Genomic DNA, 22,113 nt, shown 5'->3' with positions numbered 1-22,113 from the left:
ATCGAACCGCTCGCCTACAAGCACATCGTCACGCTCGATCGCTCAGCTACTCCGGTTGTCGAAGCCGTTTCAACACTCGTTCGATCCCTTCCATAAAGAGGCACAGCATGCAGTCGCTCAACCGCTACGCGCCGTATTTCCTTGGCGTCCTGCGTATCGTCACCGCGCTGATCTTCATCGCTCACGGCACGCAGAAGCTGTTCGGCTTCCCCGTGCTGCCGCCCAACGGCTCCCTGCCGCCAGCCTTCACCATGTACTGGTACGCAGGCGTGCTCGAGCTGGTCGGTGGCCTTCTGGTCCTGGTCGGCTTCCAGACCCGCATCGCCGCCTTCGTCCTCTCGGGCCAGATGGCTTTCGCCTACTGGATGGGCCACGCGCCGAAGAGCTTCTACCCCGTCGCAAACGGCGGCGACGCGGCGATCCTGTACTGCTTCGTCTTCCTTTATCTCGTCTTCGCGGGCGCCGGCGCCTTCGCGATCGACAAGGACAGCCGCGCCTGACGGCCCGCTGATCCGACCAAAAACGAAAAGGCCCGCTTCCTCACGGAAGCGGGCCTTTTCTGTCTTCAGGGCGCGCCGATCAGACGGCGGCGGAGATCCAGCGCGAGAGATCGCTCTTCGGCGCCGCGCCGACCTTCTGCGAAGCGAGCTTGCCGTCCTTGAACAGCATCAGCGTCGGGATCGAGCGGATGCCGAACTGGGCCGGGATCTGCTGATTCTCGTCGACGTTCATCTTGACGATCTTGACCTTGCCGTTGAGCTCGGTCGCGATTTCCTCGAGCGCCGGGCCGATCATGCGGCAGGGACCGCACCATTCCGCCCAGAAATCCACGACGACCGGCTCGGAGGACTTGAGGACATCGGCCTCGAAGCTCTGATCGGTTACCTTGCTCGTTGCCATGACTGGCCGCCTTTCGGTTTCAATGGGCGGCAATGCCACCCTTCGCCAGCGAAGCTATGAACGCCCGCCTCTCCGGTCAAGGCGCGTGCGCCGCAGGGCAGAGGCGAGGCCGACGCGTCACGAGCCACCTGAGACCAGGCCTGCCCCGACATTGATCGCCATCGCCAGGATCGAGGTGTTGAAGACGAAGGCGAGGATCGAATGCAGCAGCACGACCGCCCGCGCTTCGCGCGTCGTCACCCCGACGTCCGAGGTCTGCGAGGTGCAGCCGATCGTGTACGAGAAATACAGGAAATCGACATAGTTCGGATCGGTCTCGCCGGGAAAATCGAGGCAGGGCTCCTTTTTGCCGCCGCGGTAGTAGACGCCGGCATAGTGCAGCGTGAAGAAGGCGTGCAGCAGCGTCCATGAACACAGGATCGTGACGCCCCCGAGCGCGAGATGCAGGCCGCGATCGGGCGCCGGCACCGACCCGATGCCGGTGAGCTGCAGCACGATGGCGACCAGGCTCGTGCTCGCTGCCAAGCAGGAGATGATCAGGATGGCGAAGGCGCCCTCGTCCTGCCGCTCGGCCCGCGCCCGGATCTGATCGACCGACTCGGAGAACATGGTCGAGGCCAACAGGCCGAGATAGAGGATCGCGCCGACATCCCAGGCGATCAGCAGCCGCGTCGCCCAGCGCCAGTCGCCGGGCAGCACGGCTGCCAGGCCCACGCCAGCCCCCAGGGCCGCCAGAAGGCGGGGGCGCAGCAGCAGGGATGGCAGGAGCTTCATGATCGGGACGGTCCGCCGGGGGCGCTCACGCTACCGCCCGGCGCGGCGCCTGCCAAGGCGAGTAGCGCCGCGTCGAGCTGCACCCCGTCGGGTTCGAAATGAACGAGGTTCGCGGTGTAGACCACCAGCGTGCGGATCGCGCATCCGGGATAGATCACCCGCAGCAGCGCGGCATAGGCGGCGAGCTGCGCCAGCGTTCCTACCGGGATCGAATCGGCACGCTCGGGCGGCCGGGCGGTCGTCTTGAAATCGGCGATGATGACGCTGTCCAGAGTGACGGCGAGCCGGTCGATCCGCCCGGAAATGGCCCGCGACGTGCCGTCAGGCAGTTGGATGGCACCGGCGACGGGGACCTCCGCCAGCGCGCCCTCGGCGAAGAGTTCGGAAAGGCCGGGCGCGTCCAGCAGGGCCAGGGCTTCGGCGACGATGCGCGCCCGCCGTTCCGATGACAGCGCGCCGCCGCGCGCATCCGCGAGTGCCTCGGCCGTTTCAACGCGGCGCTCGGCAGGGACATCGGGCAGGAGCTGCAGCAGGAGATGCGCCAGCCGGCCGGCAGCCGCAGCTTCCGCCAGGAACGGCCCGTCACCCGGCCGCTCCTCGCCGTCCGCGGCGGACAGAGCATTCGACGGTTTCAGCGGCGGGGCGGGCTCGGCCTCGCGGATAACGGGCTTCGCCAGCCAATCCGGGCGAAGCGGGAGTGGCTCGGCCGGCCGCTCTTCGACATCGGGCGACGGCTGCGGTGGCGTCACGGCGAAGCGCAGGATCGCCTCCTCGCCCTCGCCGATTTCGCTCAGACCGGCGTCGGACTGCCCCAGCCCTTCCGCGATCATCGCATACCAGCTTCCGGCCGGCGCCTCGCCCTTGGGCTGCGTGCCGCAGACGATCAGGCGGTCCTCGGCGCGGGTCATCGCGACATAGAGCAGACGGTGATGCTCCTCGACCATCTGGTCGACGACGAGAGCCTTTGCCGCAGCCGTCGCCTGCGTGTCCTCGGCGCTCGCCGGAGGCCAGATCGGCACGAGGCTGTTGCGTGGCGTGGACACCGCCAGGATCTTCGGCAGGCGCTTGGCGCTGGGCTCGATGCCGAGATCGGCGAGGATGACGACCTTGGCCTCAAGACCCTTCGAGCCATGGACCGTCATGACGCGGACCTCGCCGGCACTGGCCGAGAGATCGCGCTTCACGTCGGCGGCGCTGCCGGTGACGTGCTGGAGGAACCCCGCCAGCGAGGGGCCGTAGCGGCGCTCATGGTCGAGCGCCGCATTGAGGAAGGCATCGAGCGCATCGCCGGACTCCGCGCCCAGCCGGGCGAGCGCGAGATTGCGTCCACCGCCAGGGCCGAGCAGACCGGCGAAGAAGCGGAACGGCCCGCAGCGCCCCGCCTCCCGCGTCCACTCAGTCAGCTTTGCCTCGGCCGCGGCATAGCGCGGCTCGCGAACAGCCCCCTCCTGCAAGGCTTTGCGCAGCGAACCGGCGCGGCCGGGCGCAAGGTGGAGGAGATCGTCGTCGTTCAGGTCGATGAGCGGCGTCTTCAGCGCCGTAGCCAGCGTCAGATCGTCATCGGGCAGCAGCAGCGTGCGGCCGAGCACGACGAGGTCCTCGACGGCCGGATGCTCGGCCAGCGTCAGCCGGTCACGGCCGGTGACGGGGACGCCGGCATCCTTCAGCGCCTTGACGATCGCTTCGAACAGCGCGCCGCGCTGGCGCAGCAGGATCATCACGTCGCCTGCGGAGAAGGGGTTGCCGCGATCGTCGCGGCGGTTGCGATGCCAGCGTTGCAGGGTGCGCGCGATGCGCTCGGCGAGCTTGACCGTGCCGCTGCGCCGCTCGGGCGCGTCGACGGGCGTGGTCCAGGCGTCCGGCGGCTCGCCCGTGTCGTTGGCCGCGATCGGCCAGATATCGACCGTGCCGGGCGCGCTGCGGCGGACCGTGTCGTGCATCTCGGGGCGCGCCGCCCCATCGAAGACGAGGCCGCGCGCATGCTCCGGCAGAGCGAAGACGGCATCGACAGCCTGCATGATGTCCGGCGCCGAGCGGAAGGAGGTGTTGAGGCTGATCGCCTCGAAATCCAGCTGGGCGGCTTCGATCCGCTTTTCCAGCGCGCGGCGCTCCTCGCCGAAGGCGGCCGGTGCCGCGCCTTGGAAGCCGTAGATCGACTGCTTCTCGTCGCCGACGACGAAGATGGTGCGGGGCTTCGCGCGGAGATCGCCGCCAGCGGTGAACTCCTCGGCGAGCTTGCGCAGGATCGCCCATTGCGCCTCGCCGGTGTCCTGCGCCTCGTCGAGCAGGATGTGGTCGATGCCGGCGTCGAGCTTGTAGAGCACCCAGGCGGCCTCGACCCGCTCCAGCAGCGAGCGCGTGCGAGCGATGAGGTCGTCATAATCGAGCAGCGAGCGCAGGCTCTTCTGACGCTGGTAGGAGGCGAGCATGCGCGTGACCAGCAAGGCGAGCGCCGCGCTGCGGTCTCGGATCGCCACGGCGTTGAGTTCATCGGCTGCCGTCATCAGGCAGGCGGCGAGCGCTTCCAGCGTTGCGAGCAGAGCCCCCTCGAACTCGGATTTGCCCTTGCCGCGGATGTTGGCGTTGATCGTGCCGGCCTCGGTGATGAAGCCGCGCCGGCAGAAGGCGATGGGGTCGCCATCATCCTGCCCGGCGAGCAGCGTGCGTAGATTGGCGGCCACGGTCTGGCGCGTTGCGCTGCCGGCGTGGAGCGCCTCGATCAGGGTCTGGAGGCCGGGCAGCGCGGACAATTCGGCGCGAAAGACCCGCCTGATCGTATCGGCTTCGAGGTCCGGCGCAATGCCGAGGAAGGCGGAGATGCCGGCCAGCATCTCCCGCGGATCGCGGGCGCGGCCGTTCTCGTCGCTGAACAGGGCGCGCTGGCGCAGCGCCTCCTGCACCATGGTTTCGAACGAGTCCTGCGCGGCAAGCTGCGCCAGCAAGTCGAGCGCCTTCGCCTCGGCTCCGCCAGGGTTCGCCGCAACGAGCGCCAGCAGCTCGCGGCGCGCCTCGCGCAGCATCTCGGCCTGGGCGAGATCGTCCGCGACCTCGAAGCGCGGCGGCACATTCGCTTCGAAGGGCGCCGCCTGCAGCACGCGGGTGCAGAAGGCGTGGATCGTCTCGATGCGTAGGCCGCCCGGCGTCTCCAGCGCCTCGGCGAAGAGGCGGCGCGCCTTGGCCCGCTCGGCAGCGGCCGGGGCGCGGCCGGTCAGATTGGTCAGCTCCTTCGCAAGGACAGCCTCATCCAGCGTCGCCCAGGCGCTCAGCGCCTTGAAGATGCGGTTCGCCATATTGGCCGCCGCCGCCTTGGTATAGGTGATGCAGAGCATGCGGCTCGGCGCCACACCATCGAGCAGCAACCTCAGCACGCGGTTGACCAGCACATGGGTCTTGCCCGAGCCGGCATTGGCCGAGACCCAGGCGGAAAGACCGGGATCGGCGGCCAGCGCCTGGCGCTGGTTGGTCAGCGACGGGACGATCCAGCCCGGCTTCACGCCTCGCCTCCTTCTTCGCCACCGGGCGCGGCGGACCATTCCTTGACCCGGGCGAGATGGTCGTAGGGGCTGGCGTAGCGGATGTAGTCGGGAGCGCGCCGCGAGACGAAGGCCTCGCGTCCTGAGCGCAGTGCGTCGAGATGCCCGAGCAGATTCTCGAGATGGCGGGCTGCGACATCGGCCAGGGTCTCGTCGCCGAAATCGAGCGGCTTGTCCTTGGTCCAACCTTTCGGATCGTGGTGGAGCTTCATGTAGATGACAGCCTCGACCGGCGTCGGCCCGGTGAGACCCTCGAAGCCGGAACGCGCCGCTAGCTCGGCTTCCAGCGTCAATTGCGGCGCGAAACCCTTCTCGACCTGCGCCTTGCTCGGCGGCGCGCCGGTCTTGAAATCGACGATGCGCAGTGCGGGCTCGCGCGTCAGCTCGATCCTGTCGGCCCGGCCGCTCAGGCGAAAGCTGCTGCCGTCGGCGAGCGTGAAGCTCGCGCCGGTGAAAAGCTCGACGCCGATGCCTGCGATGCCGCCCCGGCGGCGCTCCTCCCAGCGGATGTAATGTCCGGCCGTGAGCAGGAAGCGCGGCCACCAGAAGGCGCGCACCTCCGGCACGTCGTCATAATCCCTGAACAGCCTGTCGCCGATGGCGATCAATTGCCCGAGCGCATCGGCCGGCATTTGCTCGGGATAGGTCCTGGTGAAGCTCTCGACGATGTTATGCAGCAGCCGGCCGCGATCCTGCGCGGTCGGGTCCTCGATCAGCCCATCGAGCGCGTCGAGCTTCAGGATCTTGCGGGCGTGGATCTGATAGGGGTCGCGGTAGAGCGTCTCGACCTCGGTGACGCTGAGCAAGAGCGGCTGCAGCGCGCGCGGCGGGCGTGGCGCCGGGCGGGCGATCGGCTTCACGTCGGCGGGAGCGCTCAGCAAGGCAGCAAGCCCACGCAGGCGCTTGCCTTCATCGAGCGCCGCGCTCCAGACCGCCTTCGGCGTCACCGCCTGCAAGCGCTGCCAGAAGCGCGAGGCGATGGTTTCTGCCTCGCCGACCTTGCGGGGCCGCGTCAGCGTCACCTGCGGGGCCATCAGCGCCTGGGTGAAATCATGCGCCGTCTGGCCGACGCGGCGTTCCGGCGGCGACAGGCCGAGTTCGGCGCGCATCGGCCGGTTGATGAAGGAATCGGTGGTGGTCTGCGGCGGCCAGACCGCCTCGTTGAGGCCGCCCAGCACGACATGATCCGCTTCGAGCAGGCGCGCCTCGAGCAGGCCCCAGATCGCGACGCGGGGATGGCCCGGCGTCGCGCGCTTGACCGCCCGCTCGGCCAGCAGCCCGTCGAGGATTGCGACGAAATCCTGCGGCCGCCCACCGGGCGGCATGACGGCCTCGGCACCGGCGAGCTCGTCGAACAGCCCGGCCAGCGCCTCGCCATCCGGCCCGAGGAAGGCGAGTGGCGTGCCGGCCTCCGTCATGCCGACCGCCGTCACCGCCTTGCGCGCGGCCATGACGACCGACGCCAATGACGGCTGGTCGAGAAAGAGCGCTTCGAGCAACGGCGCGCAGGCGGTTTCCAGCGCATGGAGCACGACGGCTGCGGCGGCCGCGTCCTCCGCCGTCAGCCGCTTGCGCGGACGGGGAACATGTCCCCGCTCGCGCAGCTCATCCCATTGACCGAGCGCGACATGCAGGCCCGCCAGGCCCCGTCCGACCGCGTTGCCGCGCCAGCAGCCGATTTCCAACGCGGCCGCGCCGCGCGCCAGCGTCTCACGGGAGAGGCCTAGCCGGCAGAGCGGGTGGGCGAAGAGCGGCACGAGCGATGCCGGCGTCATCTGCCCCAGCGCCGCCTCCAGGATCAACCGCAGCAGCGAGCCGGCCGGCCAGCGTGCCAGCGGCATGCCGGCGGAATCGTCGACCTCGACGCCCCAGCGCGCCAGCTCGACGGCGACGCGCTCGGCAAGGCCGCGATCCGGCGTGACGAGCGCGGCTCGCGCATGCGGCCGCTCCAGCGTCTCGCGGAGCGCGATGGCGACAGCGAGCGCTTCCTCGCGCTCGTCGGCCGTCTCGACGATGCGCAGACCGGCGAAACCGGCTTCCGCCTCACCGGGCGCGATGCGCTGATCGAGGCTGGCCCAAAGCTCGGTGACGGAGGCCGGCAGCATCGCTTCGCGCAGAAGGTCTCCCCTCGCATTGCGGGCGGCATCGGGCGCCGCCAGCTCCCGCACGTCGTCGCGCTCGGCACCGAGCGTTTCCATCAGGTGGTGCAGCGCCGCCTGCGGATGCGAAGGCGCGGGCTCCGCGGCGATGGCGTTCCAGGCGCGCTCGTCCAATCCGAGATCGATGCCGGGCAGCACCACCGCCCCGTTCGGCAGGCGGGCGATGGCCGAGAGCAGCCGCGCGGTCGCCGGGACGGTGCCGGTCGAGCCTGCGGCGATGATCGGCCCCCTCGCCCCGCCGGCCAGCAACCGCTCGCGCTCGGCCGCCAACATGCGATTGCGGAATTCGGCCGGATCGATCGCGCCCTGCTCGTCGAGAATCTGCGGCCAGGCATCGCCGAGGATGGCGAGGAAGCTGGCATTCAGCTGCCAGACCTTGTCGAAGCGGGCCGCGTAAAGCGCCGCCAGCTTCTCGACCGGCACGTCTTCGGTCTGCAACTGGTCGAGCAAGGCGGCGAGATCGCCGGCGAGGCCATAGGCCTCCGCCAGCGTCGCCGGCACCAGCGAAGGCTCGCCGGGGTCGAGCCTGAGATGGCTGCGGTTGGCGCTGCGGCCCCAGGCATCGACCAGCCGTGTCAGCAGCATGCGGCGCTTGAGCGGATCGATCGGGGCAATGCGCCCGCCCGACCAGGCGCCGGAGCCGATCAGCGCCGTCTCGGCTTCGTCGACATCGCCCAGCGGCACGATGCGTGGCAGCAGCAGCGGCTTGCCGCCGAGCTTCTCGGCCAGGATCGTGGTGAAGGCGCGGGCGGCGCGGCGCGTCGGCAGAAAGAGCGTGGCCCGTGCCATCGCTGCCGGATCGGCCGGGTCGTGGATCGGCCCGAGCCGCCCATCGAGCATCGCCTGCGCCAGCACGTCGAGAAAGGGCGCTCCGGCGGGGATGCTGAAGAGATTGAGCTCAGGCATCGACCGCTTGCGCGGCGAAGGCGGCCTCGGCCGGCGCGATCGCGTCGGGCGTGCCGACATGCAGCCAGCGCCCATCCAGCCGCTCGCCGAACAGGCGTCCGCGGGCAATGGCACGGTCGAAGAGCAGGTTGAGCGAGAAGGGACCGTCCGGCGTATCGGCGAAGAGCTCCGACTTCAGGATGGCGACGCCGGCATAGACCCAGGGCGCACTCGCTGCACTGCCGCGCCGGGCGAGGCGGCCGTCATCGCCCAGGAAGAAATCGCCGGCGCCGTCGAAGCCGATGCTGGTCTGGCGATCGGCGAGCAGGAGAAGCATGTCCATCCGCTCGGGCTCCCAGGCTTCCACCATCGCCTGCATGGCGGGCCGCCCCGTCTCGCGCCAGAGCGCGTCGGAGTTGACGTGGAAGAACGGTGCGGCGCCGAGCAGCGGCAGCGCCTTCTTCACCCCGCCGCCGGTCTCCAGCAATTCGGCGCGCTCGTCCGAGATGGTGATGCGTGGCTGGCTACGGTCGGCGAGACGGGCTTCGACCTGCCAGGCGAGGTGGTGGACGTTGACCACGGCTTCCTCGACACCGGCATCGGCCAGCCGGTCGAGCATATGGTCGAGCATCGCCTTGCCGCCGATCTGCACCAGCGGCTTCGGCAGCGTGTCGGTGATGGGGCGCATGCGCTGCCCGAGCCCGGCCGCCAGCACCATCGCCCGGCGGATCGGAGGCGAAGCGGTTGAAGTCACGCGAATCTCCGTATCGATCGGCTCGAGGTTAGTCCGCCGCTTCGGTCTCGAACAGCTTCGGCATATGCGCCTGATACCAGGCCTTCAGCTCTTCCAGGGCCGGATGCTCGAGATTGCGGCGCAGATAGGCCTCGATACGCGGCAGATGCTTGAGATAGCCGGGCTTGCCGTCGCGCTTGTCGAGGCGCGCGAAGATGCCGGCGATCTTGGTGTTGCGCTGGGCACCGAGGATCGCATAGGCGCGGGCGAAAGCCGCGAGGTCGAAATCGGGCGTATCGGCACGACGGGCCGAACCATAGGCAGCGAGCAATCTGAGCTCAAGCGAAGCCGGCACGTCGATGCGCGCATCCTGGCCGAGCGCGGCGAGGTCGTAGGCCGGGTGGCCGAGCACCGCGTCCTGGAAGTCGATCAGGCCGAGCCTGGCGTGGCCCTCACGCTGCTCCAGCCAGATCAGGTTGGGCGAGTGGACATCGCGCAGCGTCCAGGTGCTGGGCTGGGCGAGGATCTCGTCGAACAGCCTGCTCCAGATCCGGGCGAACTCGGCCTGCGTCACCGCCGGCAGCGTGACGCCGGCGATATGCGGCGCATACCATTCGAGGATCAGCTCGGTCTCGATCGCGAGCGCCTGCCGGTCATATGGGGGAATCGAATGATCGCGCCCCTCCGCCACGGGCAGGATCGTCGGCAAGGTGTGGCGATGGAGATCGGCGAGGAGCCGCGCCGCCGCCTCGTAGCGCTCGGCGATCGGCTGGCGATCGGCATCGATCACGCCCTCGCTGCCGAGGTCCTCGATGATGAGCAGGCCGGCCGTCAGATCCTCGGCGAGGATATCCGGCGCCGAATAGCCGAGCGAGCGCAGCCCGCGATCCATCGCGACGAAGGCGTCGACGCTCTCGGCGAGATGGGCGAGAGCGCTGTAGGGCTTGCCGAGGCGGATCGGCGGGCCGTCCGGGCGCTGCGGCGAGATCATCAGCACCGCCGTTTCGCCGTTCGGCCGCGTCAATCGCTCATAGGCGCGCGTCGAGGCGTCGCCGAGCATGAAATCGCGCCGCGCCTCGCCCCAGCCGGCATTGTCGATCAGGCGGCGCGAGGCCACCGCGATGACCAGGCGCTGCTTCCAGAGCACGCCACCGGAGAGATCGGCGATGCGGCCCGTCTCGGGATTGTCGGGATCGACGTCGAGCACGATGTCGAGCCGGCGGCCGGCGGGCAGGCGCGTGCCGGCCCGGTCCGGCCATTCGACCAGGGTGATCAGGCGCTCGACATCCTCGATCAGCCCGATGTCGTCGAGCTCGTCCGGCGAGCGGACCCGGTAGAGATCGGCATGCAGCACCGTGCCGCGCAGCGTGTCGTAGCTCTGGACCAGGGTGAAGGTGGGGCTCGGCGCCTCGAGCGCGGGGTCGTCGGCGAGTTCGCGAAGGATGGCGCGCGCGAACAGCGACTTGCCGGAGCCGAGATGACCGGAGAGCGCGACGATGTCGCCGGGCTTGAGGTTGGCTGCGATATCGGCGGCGAGGCGGATCGTCGCCGCTTCGTCCGCCAGCATGAGCCGGTGCGAACCGGCCTTGCGGGCTTCTTCCGTCATTCGGCAGCGTCCGAGAGCGACACGCCCTGCGCCGGGAAGACGGCGATGACGCGGGTGCCTTTCCCCGGCGTGGAATCGAGCTCGACATGGCCGCCATGGAGCTCGACGATTGAACGGACGATCGACAGCCCGAGGCCGACGCCGCGATGGCTGGAGCCAAGCGAATGGCTCTCGAAGCGCTCGAACACCTTCTCCTTGACCTCGGCGGGGATGCCGCGGCCCTGATCGGCGACGGTGATGCGGATGTCGCTGCCCTGCCGTGCCGCGGTCACGGTGACGGTCTGGCCGGCCGACGAGAAGCCGATCGCATTGGAAAGCAGGTTGAACAGCACCTGGCGCAGGCGCTTGCCATCGGCACGCAGCGGGCCGGTGCGCGGGTCGATCTCGACCTTCAGTTCGAGCTTGCTGTCGGTCAGCCGGTCATGCAGCCCTGCCGCCGCCTGGGCGATGGTGTCGGCGACGTCGACATCCTGGATCTCGAGCGTCAGCGCGCCATTGTCGATGGTGGCGAGGTCGAGAATGTCGTTGATGATGGCGAGCAGCGCGCCCGAAGAGCGCACGATATGGGCGGAATAATCGCGCTGTTTCTCGTTGAGCGGGCCGACCGTCTCGGTGCCCAGCAGCTGCGCGAAGCCGATGATGTTGGTGAGGGGCGAGCGCAGCTCGTAGGAGACGTGATGGACGAAATCCTCGCGCAGCCGCGAGACCTTCTCCAGCGCGTCGTTCTTCTCGGTCAGCGCCCGCTCGACATTCACGCTGGCGGTGACGTCGGCGAAGGAGATCAGGGTCGCGCCGTCCGGCAGCGGCGCGGCCGCCATGTCGAGCACGGTGCCGTCGCGGCGCTCCATGCGACAGCGATAATCCTCGCGCGCATCGCGCACGCCGGTGACGACGCTGTGCAATTCGCTCCACACGTCTTCCTGCGGGAAGAGCGGCCGGCAGAGCCGGATGACCTCGTCGATATGCGGCGCGCTGGCCGCGAGATCGCCGCCCTGAATGCGCCAGGACTGGGCGAAGGCCGGGTTGGAGAGCTTGAGCCGCCCGTCCGAGCCGAACACGGCGACGCCCTCGCGCAGCGAATCGAGGGTCTCGCGCTGGGTGCGAGAGAGCGCGTTGAAGCGGGATTCGAGCGTGAAGCGCTCGGTGACGTCGTCGTAGAGATAGGTGACGCCGCCCTGCGGATTGGGGCTGGCGACGACATGGACGGTGCGCCCGTCCGGCAGATACCACCAGTCCTCGCTGGCGCGTGTCGCGGTGTAGCCCGCCTGCGCGGCCGCCTTCCAGCTGCGGTAATCGCCGAGTTCCGGCAATCGCCGCTCGGAGCGCAGCCGGTCGAGGATCTCGCCATCGGTCGGCAGGGCGTCCAGGAAGCCCGATTCCAGCGACCAGAGCGTGTCGAAGCCGGAGTTGCGATAGACGAGGCGCTGCGAGCCGTCGAACACGGCGACCGCCGTCTTGAGGCGGTCGAGCGTGCGGACATGGGCGTCCATCTGGCGCTGGAGATCAGCCCTCACCGCCTCCAATTCGCTCATATCGGTAGCAAAGCCGGCAAAGCCCGTTGCGACCGGCAATTCGATGATATCGAGGGTCCGGCGCTGGCCGGCGACCACCGCGGGCGCCCGCACCGCGAAGGCATTGCCATCCCGCCTTGCGCGCGAAGCCGTTTCGCGCTCGGCCCGGTCGAGCAATTCCAGCCCACCCTTCGCCGCCGTCGTCGCGTCGGTAGCCTCGACCGCCTGGGCATAGGCGGCATTCACCCAAGTCAGGCGGCCATCGGCATTGCGCATCCAGGCCGGGTGCGGCAGCCCCGCGAGCAGATGGGCGAGAGCCGCGTGATCGGCCGTGACGCGCTCCAGCTCGCCACGCAGCGTCATGACCTGCGCCCGCTCACCCGTGACCTCGCGGAAGCGGATCACCGCACGGCCGGCGACGGGCCGGCCCTCGAGATCGATGAAGGGGCCACCCTTGCTGCGCAGCGTGAAGCTGAAAGCCTCGCCGCGCTCCTTCAGCGCGTCAGTCGCGAGTTCCAGCCGCTTGGCGTCGGCAGGCGCGGCCCAGCTGCCATAAGCGAGGGCGAGCGCTGCCCCGGGCGCGCCGAGAAAGCCGCTATCGCCTTCGAAGACGGGCTGCGCGTCGCGGCCATTCCAGCTCACCACGACCTGGGGATCGGCCGCGAGCAGGATCGAGAGGCGTTCCTGATGGCTGCGGGCAGCCTCGAGGTCGGCCGCCAGCTTGGCTTCGCGCTTCTGCCAGCGCGTCCGTTCGCGCACATAGACGAGCGAGGTGGTCGTGGCGAAGACCGTAAGGCCGGCGAGAATGAGGGACAGCGCGCCCGTGTTCATGATGTCGACCCGTATCGGCGCCAGCCACTGATCCTGCGCCAGAACGGGCGTGGCCGAAGCAGTCAGGGCAGGCAGCCATGCGTGCGGATTCCAGCCGCTTCCCCGCCCCTGTCGCCTCGACCGTCTCATCCTGCGCCCATCATCTCTCGGCAGGTATCCCCGCCCTGTCCACGAGGCTCGTCGGAATCGGCCTGGAGAGCCGGCGAGAATCGCCGTCTCCTGGGGGCCGATGCACGCTCGCCACCACGCCAATCACATCAGAGCTTTCGACCCGGTCGCACCATGGCGGAAGCCCGAATCAGTCCCACTCTAATCATCGCTGGAGTCCGTCAGGAAGTGCTTAATCGCCGGTAAACGGAGAGATTTTGAGGCGGCACTCGGCCGTCATCGAAAAATATCAAGAGGTAGATTCATTGGGTCGCCGACATACAATTAGTAGCGTCCCGCCAAGTGAATCAGCAAAAGCACAGCCATAAAAAAAGGCCCGGCGAGAGCCGGGCCTTGGCAACATCGCGCCTTGGCGCGTGTCAGTAGCGGTAGTGCTCGGGCTTGAACGGGCCGGACTGCGGCACGCCGATGTATTTCGCCTGGGCGTCGTTGAGCTTGGTCAGCTTGGCGCCGACCTTGTCGAGGTGGAGCGCCGCGACCTTCTCGTCGAGGTGCTTCGGCAGGGTGTAGACGTTGTTCTCGTACTTGGCGTGGTGGTTCCACAGCTCGATCTGCGCGAGCGTCTGGTTCGAGAACGAGCAGGACATCACGAAGGACGGATGGCCCGTGGCGTTGCCGAGGTTCACGAGGCGACCTTCCGAGAGCAGGATGATGCGCTTGCCGTCCGGGAACTCGATCTCGTCGACCTGCGGCTTGACGTTGTCCCACTTGAAGTTCTTCAGGCCGGCGACCTGAATCTCCGAGTCGAAGTGGCCGATGTTGCAGACGATGGCGCGGTGCTTCATCGCGCGCATGTGGTCGACGGTGATGACGTCGAGGTTGCCGGTGGCGGTGCAGAAGATGTCGCCGCGCGGGGCAGCGTCTTCCATCGTCACGACCTCATAGCCTTCCATCGCGGCCTGCAGGGCGCAGATCGGATCGACCTCGGTGACGAGGACGCGGCAGCCGGCCTGGCGCAGCGAGGCGGCCGAGCCCTTGCCGACGTCGCCATAGCCGGCGACGACCGCGACCTTGCCCGACATCATGACGTCGGTGCCGCGGCGGATGGCGTCGACCAGCGACTCGCGGCAGCCATAGAGGTTGTCGAACTTAGACTTGGTGACGCTGTCGTTGACGTTGATCGCCGGGAACGGCAGGCGGCTGGCCTTGGCGAGCTCGTAGAGGCGGTGCACGCCGGTGGTGGTCTCCTCGGAGACGCCCTTGATCGCGGCGCGGGTCTTGGTGAACCAGCCCGGATTGGCCTTGAGCTGGCGCTTGATCAGCGCGAAGAAGATCGTCTCTTCCTCATTGCCCGGCTTGTCGAGGAAGGCGGCGTTGCCGGCTTCGGCCTCGGCGCCGAGGATGATCAGCATGGTCAGATCGCCGCCGTCGTCGAGGATCATGTTCGGCGTGCCGCCGTCACCCCAGGTCGCGGTCTTCAGCACGTACTCCCAGTACTCCTCCAGCGTCTCGCCCTTGATGGCGAAGACGGGGGTTCCGGTCGCGGCGATCGCGGCGGCGGCGTGGTCCTGGGTCGAGAAGATGTTGCAGGAGGACCAGCGGACGTCGGCGCCGAGTTCCTTCAGCGTCTCGATCAGCACGGCGGTCTGGATGGTCATGTGCAGGCAGCCGGCGATCCGGGCGCCCTTGAGCGGGGCCTTGCCCTTGTTCTCGGCACGGACGGCCATCAGGCCCGGCATCTCGTCCTGGGCCATGTTGATTTCCTTGCGGCCATAATCCGCAAGCGCGATGTCCTTGACGACGTAATCCGACACGGGGGAGCTCCAATCCTGCCACCTGAAACGTGGGCGGTTCTCTAGCAGCGACCGGAGCGGAAGGCAATCAAAGATATAAAGATGTCTTTATATCAATCTTCGCGAAGGTTCAGGCCGCGCTGAGATGCGACAGGTCGGCGTCCTTCGCCAGATGCTCGGACGCATCGAGAATCTCGACACCAACGATGCGCCCCGCATCGTCGAAGTCGAAAACGATGCCCGGCCGCACTTCCTCGCTTTCAACGATCTTGCTTTCGGCAAACCGCACATAAAGCGCATCGACCTGCGCGTCATAGGTCGTTCTCATCTGCCGCGACCTCGATCGAGAAACATCGTGATGATGCGAAAATGGGTATCGRTTCGCCGGTATACCACACGCAACACGCGCCCGTCGCGCTCTGGCAAGGTCCGGAATGCTCTGGTGACTTCGGGATTGCGGAGATCGGGCTCGACCTGATCCGGTTCAAGCACGGTGAGCTCCACCCACGCGCGTTCGATGGAGCGTTCCGCCATCATGGCCAGGGCATGGTTGGTGAACTCGAAAGCTGCGCCCGTCGCAGCTCGCGTCATTCGCCTTCGCCGAACCTGTCGGCGATCAAGGCCGCAAGCGCGTCGAGGGCCGGCTTCGCCTCCGTGCCCTTGGCGACGATGGTGATCGTCGAGCCGATGCCGGCACCGAGCGTCAGGACGCCCATGATCGAGGTTGCGCCTACGGTCTCGCCGCAGCGGCTCACCGTGATGTCGGCATCGAAGCGGGCGGCGCATTGCACGAATTTCGCCGTGGCGCGGGCGTGCAGACCCTTCTTGTTGACGATCTCGAATTCGCCGTAGAGGGCCCCGGCGGGAATCTCGACTTCGGGGCAGTCACAATCCTCGTCCAAGCCGCCCTCCCCGATCGCGCCCGCCTACTTGCCGGCCAGCACGCGGCTGGCGACCGTGATGTATTTCCGGCCCGCATCCTGCGCACTGGTCACCGCCTCGTCGAGGGTCTTCTCCTCGCGCACGCTGGCCAGCTTGATCAGCATCGGCAGGTTGACGCCGGCGACCACATCGACGCGGCCGGGCTCCATCACCGAAATCGCCAGATTGGAGGGCGTGCCGCCGAACATGTCGGTCAGGATGACGACGCCGCTGCCGTTCTCGACCTGCTCGACGGCGGCGATGATGTCGCGGCGGCGGCTCTCCATGTCGTCATCGGGAGCGATGGCAATGGTCGCCAGCTGCGCCTGAGGGCCGACGACGTGTTCGAGCGCGGCGCGGAATTCCGTCGCCAGATGCCCATGAGTCACAAGGACCAGTCCGATCATTCAATCCAGCACCGGAGAGCGCCCATCGGCGCCCGGACAAGGTCGCGGTTTATGCGGCAGGTGCGAGATAATCGCAAGGTGCCAGCCGTTAAACTTGTCAAAATCGCGGCTACGGGCCGGGCTCTGTGAATAAGTCGAGAGCCGCGAGCACAAGCCGCTCGTCACCTGTGCGTCCAAAGACCCGCAGCCGCGGCAGGTCGATGCCGGCGAGATTGTCGACCAGTTCTTCCGGCTCCGGCATGCGCGCGGGCTCCTCGCCGATCAGGTCGACGAGCAACCTGACCACAGCCGCTCCGGTGAAAGGCTCCGGCGTCAGGCCGAGGCCGCGCCGCTCGACGATACCCTCGAGCGGTGCGACCGGGCGGGCAAGCAATCGGCCACCGCCCGCGGCAAGCGCCACGCGGTCGTCGGCGACCAGCCGCGCGAAGCGGCCGGACTGGCTGGCGAGGCCGACAAGGGCCAGAGCCACGGAGGACTTGCCGCTGCCGGAAGCGCCACGGATCAGCACGCCAGCCTCGCCGATCGCGACCACGGTCGCGTGGACCCGACTGCCGGCATTCGATCCCGAGCCCACGGATGTCTCAGGCGGCATGCGTATAGGCCGCTGGCAGGCAGACGATGAAGCGGGCGCCGATCCGGGGTGCCTCGCCATCCGGTCCAACCGGCCCGAGCCGGTTTTCCGCCCGGATGGAGCCGCGATGGGCCTCGATGATCTGCCGCGAGATCGAGAGGCCGAGGCCGGAATTCTGGCCGAAACCCTCATTCGGGCGATCGGTGTAGAAGCGCTCGAAGATGCGCTCCAGGGCATGCGGCTCGATGCCCGGTCCCTCATCCTCGATCGTGACGAGCACGTCGTTGGCGACGCGGGAGAGCACGACGCGCACGGGCTTGTCCGGCGGCGAGAACGAGCGGGCGTTGTCGATGAGATTGACCATGACCTGGCCGAGCCGCGAATCATGGCCGAGCACGACGAAGGAATCGCCGCCCGGGCGCTGGCTGCGCCGATCACTGGTCAGCTCGATCCTGGCCTGCGCTTCGCGGCGGGTCTCGTTCTGGATCGTCACCACCGCTTCCAGGACCTGGGCGACATCGACCGGCGCGGAATCGTTGCGGGCGAGCTCGGCATCGAGGCGCGAAGCGTCGGAGATGTCGGAGATCAGCCGGTCGAGCCGGCGCACATCATGCTGGATCACCGAGAGCAGGCGCGAACGCGAATCCTCCGTCTTGGCACGCGGCAGGGTCTCGACGGCGCTGCGCAGGGAGGTCAACGGGTTCTTCAATTCATGCGCGACATCGGCGGCGAAGCTCTCGATCGCCTCGATGCGGCTGTAGAGCGCCTTGGTCATGTCGCGCAGCGTGCCGGAGAGGTGGCCGATCTCGTCGTGACGGCTGCTGAAATCAGGGATCTGCTCGCGCGACTTGACGCCGCGGCGCACGCGCTGGGCCGCGTCGGCCAGCTTGCGGATCGGCTCCGCGATGGTGCCGGCGAGCAGGACCGAGAGCACGATCATCACGCCTGCCGCCACCGCGAAGACCTGGAAGATCGCGAAGCGCTCGGAGGCGATGACCGCGTCGATGTCGCCGCCCTGCGTCGAGAGCAGCAGCGCGCCCTTGATCGTCCGGAAGCGCTGCACCGGCACGGCGACCGAGACGATGGTCTGGCCACGCGTGTTGACGCGCACGACGCTTGCCGGGGCGCCGTTCAGGGCGCGGGCGACCTCGGGATAGGACCTGCCGTTGGCGTTCTCGAAATCGTCATAGGTCGGGACATCGGCCTTGCCGAGCCGGTTGCGCAGCATGTTCCAGGTGCGCTCCAGCAGCGGCGGCTCGTCGGGCTCGCCGACGCGCGGCAGGTCGAGGCGCAGCACGTCGCCGCGCGAATAGAGGCTGCGCGAGTCGATGGTGAGCAGCCCGTCCTTGTCGTAGACCCGCGCGCGGGTCTTGGTCGGCGTCACCAGCCGGCGGAGCAGCGGCGCGACCTTCTCCGGGTTGATCGAGAAATCGAGCGGATCCTCGGCGATGCCGGCGCTCTCGCCGGCCTGGAGCTGCAGCAGCTTGTCGGGATCGATGGCGATCGAGTCGATCTCGACGGTGGCGGAGGAGGCGATCGCGCCGGCGATGATCTCGCCCTGGGTCAGCAGGCTCTGGACGCGGGCCTCGATCAGGCCCTCACGGAACTGGTTGAGATAGAGGAAGCCGAGCAGCAGCGCGACGAGGCCGCCGAGATTGAGGACGAGGATGCGCCGGGTCAGGCTCGAGGCGGCCCGCGCCGAGACCGCGCGCGCCATGCGCCGCCACGCCAGGCCGAAGCGGCGGCGCATCGCCCCGCGCCAGCCGGCGGCGGGCGATGACACACGAGCCTCGTTGTCGACGGTTGCCATGGCTGCGGCTTGCTTCCCGCTCGAGAGCTGTCACGCACCTGGTGCGGTGCGAATCCCCAGCCTTCCTTGCCTCAGACTTCCTTGAAGCGATAGCCCACGCCGTAGAGCGTCTCGATCATGTCGAAATCGACATCGACCTGATTGAACTTCTTGCGCAGGCGCTTGATGTGGCTGTCGATGGTGCGGTCGTCGACATAGACCTCGTCGTCATAAGCCGCATCCATCAGGGCGTTGCGGCTCTTCACCACGCCGGGGCGCTGCGCCAGCGACTGCAGGATCAGGAACTCGGTGACGGTGAGCGTGACCGGCTCGCCCTTCCAGGTGCAGGTATGGCGCTCGGGGTCCATACGCAGCAGGCCGCGCTCCAGCGCCTTGGCGTCCTCGGCCCGTGGGGTCGCGGTCGCGTCCTTGGCGCCGGCGCGGCGCAGGATGGCCTTGACGCGCTCGACCAGCAGGCGCTGCGAGAACGGCTTCCGGATAAAGTCGTCGGCGCCCATCTTCAGGCCGAATAACTCGTCGATCTCCTCGTCCTTCGACGTCAGGAAGATCACGGGCAGGTCTGACTTCTGGCGCAGGCGGCGCAGCAGCTCCATGCCGTCCATGCGCGGCATCTTGATGTCGAAAATCGCGAGGTCGGGCGGGTTCTGCTTCAGCCCGTCGAGAGCGGAGGCGCCGTCCGTATAGGTCATGATGCGATAGCCCTCCGCTTCGAGGGCGATGGAAACCGACGTCAGGATGTTGCGGTCGTCGTCGACCAGCGCAATCGTTGGCATAAGTCAAAGGCCTCTTCGGCTCGTTGCAATAAATCTGCTCACTCTCGTGCGAGAGAGGCCAAAGCGTGGCGGCAATCTAGCCCGAGCGTGGCGATTTGCCTATGTCCCCGTATCACAAGCCGAAAACCGAAGAGAGGTTCCATGGCCAAAGACGTGATCCAGCCGATGGACGATGCCGTTCGCGGCGAGGCCAAGGGGCTCTTGCGCGGTGCGCGCTCGGCCGCGCTGGCCACGATCGGGCCGGACGGCTACCCCTCGGCGAGCCTGGTCGGGCTCGCCACCGACATCGACGGCGCGCCCGTCATCCTGATCTCAGGCCTCGCCGCCCATACCCGCAACCTCGCCGCCGATCCCCGCGCCTCGCTGCTGATCTCGCCCGGCGGCAAGGGCGACCCGCTCGCCCATGCCCGCCTCACCCTGAAGGTCAGCGCCCGCAAGATCGACCGCGAGGCACCGGAGGGCGTCCGCATTCGCCGCCGCTATCTGGCGCGCCAGCCGAAATCCGCGCTTTACGCCGATTTCCCCGATTTCAGCTTCTTTGCCCTGGCGATCGAGGGCGTCAGTCTCAATGGCGGCTTCGCCCGGGCCTATGCGCCCTCCCCCGCCGATCTCATGAGCGATCCGGCCCATGCGGCCGCCCTCGCCGATGTCGAGGAAGGCGCGGTCGAGCACATGAACGAGGATCACAAGGATGCGATAGGGCTCTATGCGACGCGGCTTCTCGGCGCGAAGGCGGGCAACTGGCGCGCCATCGGCCTCGACCCGGACGGACTCGACATGGCGCTGGGCAGCGCCGCGCTGCGCCTGCCCTTCCCTGCCTCCGTCGACGGCCCTGGGGCCCTGCGCCGGATTCTCGGAGAACTCGCAGGCAAGGCGCGGGCGCAGGCCGCCTGACGGTGCCGTGGGCCAAGGCGGGTCGCCGACCGTATCATGCCCGCCCGGCACGATCCGGGGATTTACCACAGTCGACTTTCAATCGATTTAGCAAAACATCCGAAGAGGCCGGGCTTTTCCAATGACTTGAGCCTGAGGCATCATGGCTCTAAAGACCGGGCAAGGCCTCATGGCCTCCGCCTCGACGCCCGGGCCTTCCGCCGGCCCGGCGTATTCGTTTCGACAATGGGCCGCCCACAGCAACGGCCGGCCTTGGAGGAATTCAGTGGACACGATCGGTCAGTTCAATGCCGCCCATGGTGCCGAGGGCTTCGGCTTCCGCAAGCTCAAGGCCGTGCACTGGAATCTCGAAGCGCCACAGCTCTACGAGGAGTCGCTGAGCCGGAGCGAATCCCGGCTCGCACGCGGCGGGGCGCTCTGCGCCGACACCGGCACGCATACCGGCCGCTCGCCCAAGGACAAGTTCACGGTGCGCGACGCGCTGACCGAGAACACCGTCTGGTGGGACAACAACAATGCGCTGAGCCCCGAGCATTTCGAGACCCTGCTCGCCGACTTCCTGGCCCATGCCGAGGGCAAGGAGCTGTTCGCGCAGGATCTCTATGGCGGCGCCGACCCGGTTCACCGCGTCAAGGCGCGGGTCTATACCGAGATGGCCTGGCACTCGCTCTTCATCCGCAACCTGCTGATCCGCCCGGCGCGCGACGAGATCGCCGCCTACGTTCCGGAGATGACGATCGTCGATCTGCCGAGCTTCCGGGCCGATCCGAAGCGCCATGGCTGCCGCAGCGAGACCGTGATCGCCATCGACTTCACCCGCAAGATCGTGCTGATCGGCGGCTCCGCCTATGCCGGCGAGATGAAGAAATCGGTCTTCACCTATCTGAACTACGTGCTGCCGACCAAGGGCGTGGTGCCGATGCACTGCTCGGCCAATGTCGGCCCCAAGGACGATTCCGCGATCTTCTTCGGCCTCTCCGGCACCGGCAAGACGACGCTCTCCGCCGATCCCGACCGCACCCTGATCGGCGACGACGAGCATGGCTGGTCGAAGGAAGGCATCTTCAACTTCGAGGGCGGCTGCTACGCCAAGACGATCCGCCTCTCGGCCGAGGCCGAGCCGCAGATTCACGCCGCCTCGCTGCGCTTCGGCACGGTGCTGGAGAACGTCGTGCTCGATAAGGTGACGCGCGAGGTCGATTTCGACGACCAGTCGAAGACCGAGAACACCCGCTCGGCCTATCCGCTCGACTTCATCCCCAACGCCTCTCGCACCGGCCGCGCCGGCATCCCGAAGAACATCGTGATGCTCACGGCCGACGCCTTCGGCGTGATGCCGCCGATCGCCAAGCTGACCCCGGCCGAGGCGATGTATCACTTCCTCTCCGGCTACACCGCCAAGGTTGCCGGCACCGAGCGCGGCCTCACCGGCGTCGAGCCCGAGTTCTCCACCTGCTTCGGCTCGCCCTTCCTGCCGCGGCACCCTTCCGAATACGCCAATCTGCTGCGCGACTTCATCGACAAGCACCATGTCGATTGCTGGCTGGTGAATACCGGCTGGACCGGCGGCCAATACGGCACCGGCCGGCGCATGCCGATCCGCGTGACGCGCCGCCTGCTCTCGGCTGCGCTCGACGGCTCGCTCAACCGCGCCGATTTCCGCCGCGATCCGTATTTCGGCTTCGCGGTGCCGAGCTCGGTGCCCGGCGTCGAGCCGCACATCCTCTACCCGGTGAAGACCTGGGCCGACAAAGCCGCCTTCGCTGAGACCGCTAAAAACCTCGTCGGCATGTTCGCCAAGAACTTCGCCAAGTTCGAGGACCATGTCGACGATGCGGTGAAGGCGGCGGCACCGACGAATTACCTCGCGGCCTGACGCCAAGGCGTCCGACCTGTGCTACGAG

Annotated in this window: 18 protein-coding genes; 3 read left to right on the top strand and 15 right to left on the bottom strand. The window is 68.0% G+C overall.

Going from position 1 to position 22,113, the window contains the following annotated elements; genetic code table 11:
- The first annotated feature begins 107 nt into the window (after window positions 1-107).
- Window positions 108-500: a DoxX family protein gene (locus AC1DVA_RS14350; RefSeq protein WP_476806269.1), complete on the top strand. Its 393-nt coding sequence runs from the start codon at window positions 108-110 to the stop codon at window positions 498-500.
- A gap of 79 nt (window positions 501-579) precedes the next feature.
- Here the strand turns inward: AC1DVA_RS14350 and trxA are convergent, their stop codons facing one another.
- From trxA to AC1DVA_RS14275, 15 genes are all read right to left on the bottom strand, one after another.
- Window positions 580-900 carry a thioredoxin gene (gene trxA, locus AC1DVA_RS14345; RefSeq protein WP_038366779.1) on the bottom strand — a complete coding sequence of 107 codons (321 nt, stop codon included), beginning with the start codon at window positions 898-900 and terminating at the stop codon, window positions 580-582.
- 117 nt (window positions 901-1,017) lie between these two features.
- Entirely contained in the window at window positions 1,018-1,674 is a 657-nt protein-coding gene (locus AC1DVA_RS14340; RefSeq protein ID WP_265051694.1) for a DUF1345 domain-containing protein, read from the bottom strand.
- The gene (gene addA / locus AC1DVA_RS14335) at window positions 1,671-5,168 is read right to left on the bottom strand and encodes a double-strand break repair helicase AddA (protein WP_476806268.1); all 3,498 of its coding nucleotides are present in this window, start codon (window positions 5,166-5,168) and stop codon (window positions 1,671-1,673) included. Before addA ends, AC1DVA_RS14340 begins: the two co-directional genes overlap by 4 nt.
- Window positions 5,165-8,272 (bottom strand): double-strand break repair protein AddB, encoded by a 3,108-nt coding sequence (gene addB, locus AC1DVA_RS14330; protein WP_476806267.1) that lies wholly within the window; start codon window positions 8,270-8,272, stop codon window positions 5,165-5,167. Before addB ends, addA begins: the two co-directional genes overlap by 4 nt.
- Window positions 8,265-8,969 carry a nucleotidyltransferase family protein gene (locus tag AC1DVA_RS14325; RefSeq protein WP_476806327.1) on the bottom strand — a complete coding sequence of 235 codons (705 nt, stop codon included), beginning with the start codon at window positions 8,967-8,969 and terminating at the stop codon, window positions 8,265-8,267. The genes addB and AC1DVA_RS14325 overlap by 8 nt, the downstream gene beginning before the upstream one ends.
- A gap of 64 nt (window positions 8,970-9,033) precedes the next feature.
- The gene (gene tsaE / locus AC1DVA_RS14320) at window positions 9,034-10,590 is read right to left on the bottom strand and encodes a tRNA (adenosine(37)-N6)-threonylcarbamoyltransferase complex ATPase subunit type 1 TsaE (RefSeq protein WP_476806266.1); all 1,557 of its coding nucleotides are present in this window, start codon (window positions 10,588-10,590) and stop codon (window positions 9,034-9,036) included.
- Complete coding sequence (locus AC1DVA_RS14315; protein WP_265051689.1) at window positions 10,587-12,932, bottom strand: sensor histidine kinase; 2,346 nt, start codon at window positions 12,930-12,932, stop codon at window positions 10,587-10,589. Before AC1DVA_RS14315 ends, tsaE begins: the two co-directional genes overlap by 4 nt.
- A gap of 527 nt (window positions 12,933-13,459) precedes the next feature.
- Window positions 13,460-14,854 (bottom strand): adenosylhomocysteinase, encoded by a 1,395-nt coding sequence (ahcY, locus tag AC1DVA_RS14310; RefSeq protein ID WP_265051688.1) that lies wholly within the window; start codon window positions 14,852-14,854, stop codon window positions 13,460-13,462.
- Between the two features lie 109 nt (window positions 14,855-14,963).
- A complete protein-coding gene (locus AC1DVA_RS14305) occupies window positions 14,964-15,161 on the bottom strand; it encodes a DUF2283 domain-containing protein (protein WP_265051687.1) in 198 nt (65 codons plus the stop codon).
- Complete coding sequence (locus AC1DVA_RS14300; protein WP_476806265.1) at window positions 15,158-15,424, bottom strand: DUF4258 domain-containing protein; 267 nt, start codon at window positions 15,422-15,424, stop codon at window positions 15,158-15,160. Before AC1DVA_RS14300 ends, AC1DVA_RS14305 begins: the two co-directional genes overlap by 4 nt.
- On the bottom strand, window positions 15,421-15,735 hold the full coding sequence (locus AC1DVA_RS14295; RefSeq protein WP_442864887.1) for an HPr family phosphocarrier protein: 315 nt from the start codon (window positions 15,733-15,735) through the stop codon (window positions 15,421-15,423). Before AC1DVA_RS14295 ends, AC1DVA_RS14300 begins: the two co-directional genes overlap by 4 nt.
- A gap of 24 nt (window positions 15,736-15,759) precedes the next feature.
- Entirely contained in the window at window positions 15,760-16,161 is a 402-nt protein-coding gene (locus AC1DVA_RS14290; protein ID WP_265051685.1) for a PTS sugar transporter subunit IIA, read from the bottom strand.
- A gap of 109 nt (window positions 16,162-16,270) precedes the next feature.
- Window positions 16,271-16,735, bottom strand: coding sequence for an HPr kinase/phosphorylase (locus AC1DVA_RS14285; protein ID WP_476806264.1), 465 nt, complete (start codon window positions 16,733-16,735; stop codon window positions 16,271-16,273).
- A gap of 7 nt (window positions 16,736-16,742) precedes the next feature.
- On the bottom strand, window positions 16,743-18,482 hold the full coding sequence (locus AC1DVA_RS14280; RefSeq protein WP_476806326.1) for a stimulus-sensing domain-containing protein: 1,740 nt from the start codon (window positions 18,480-18,482) through the stop codon (window positions 16,743-16,745).
- A 131-nt stretch (window positions 18,483-18,613) separates the two neighbouring features.
- Complete coding sequence (locus tag AC1DVA_RS14275) at window positions 18,614-19,315, bottom strand: response regulator transcription factor (RefSeq protein WP_265051683.1); 702 nt, start codon at window positions 19,313-19,315, stop codon at window positions 18,614-18,616.
- A gap of 141 nt (window positions 19,316-19,456) precedes the next feature.
- On the opposite strand from AC1DVA_RS14275, the gene AC1DVA_RS14270 reads away from it, so the two are divergent.
- Both AC1DVA_RS14270 and AC1DVA_RS14265 read left to right on the top strand, forming a co-directional pair.
- On the top strand, window positions 19,457-20,209 hold the full coding sequence (locus AC1DVA_RS14270) for a HugZ family pyridoxamine 5'-phosphate oxidase (RefSeq protein WP_265051682.1): 753 nt from the start codon (window positions 19,457-19,459) through the stop codon (window positions 20,207-20,209).
- Between the two features lie 265 nt (window positions 20,210-20,474).
- Window positions 20,475-22,085, top strand: coding sequence for a phosphoenolpyruvate carboxykinase (locus AC1DVA_RS14265; RefSeq protein WP_265051681.1), 1,611 nt, complete (start codon window positions 20,475-20,477; stop codon window positions 22,083-22,085).
- The last annotated feature ends 28 nt before the right edge of the window (window positions 22,086-22,113 follow it).

Source organism: Allobosea sp. P4_C6 (genome assembly GCF_056402015.1).
The sequence above is the reverse complement of the archived record's forward strand: the minus strand, read 5'-3'. Positions and strand labels throughout refer to the sequence as shown.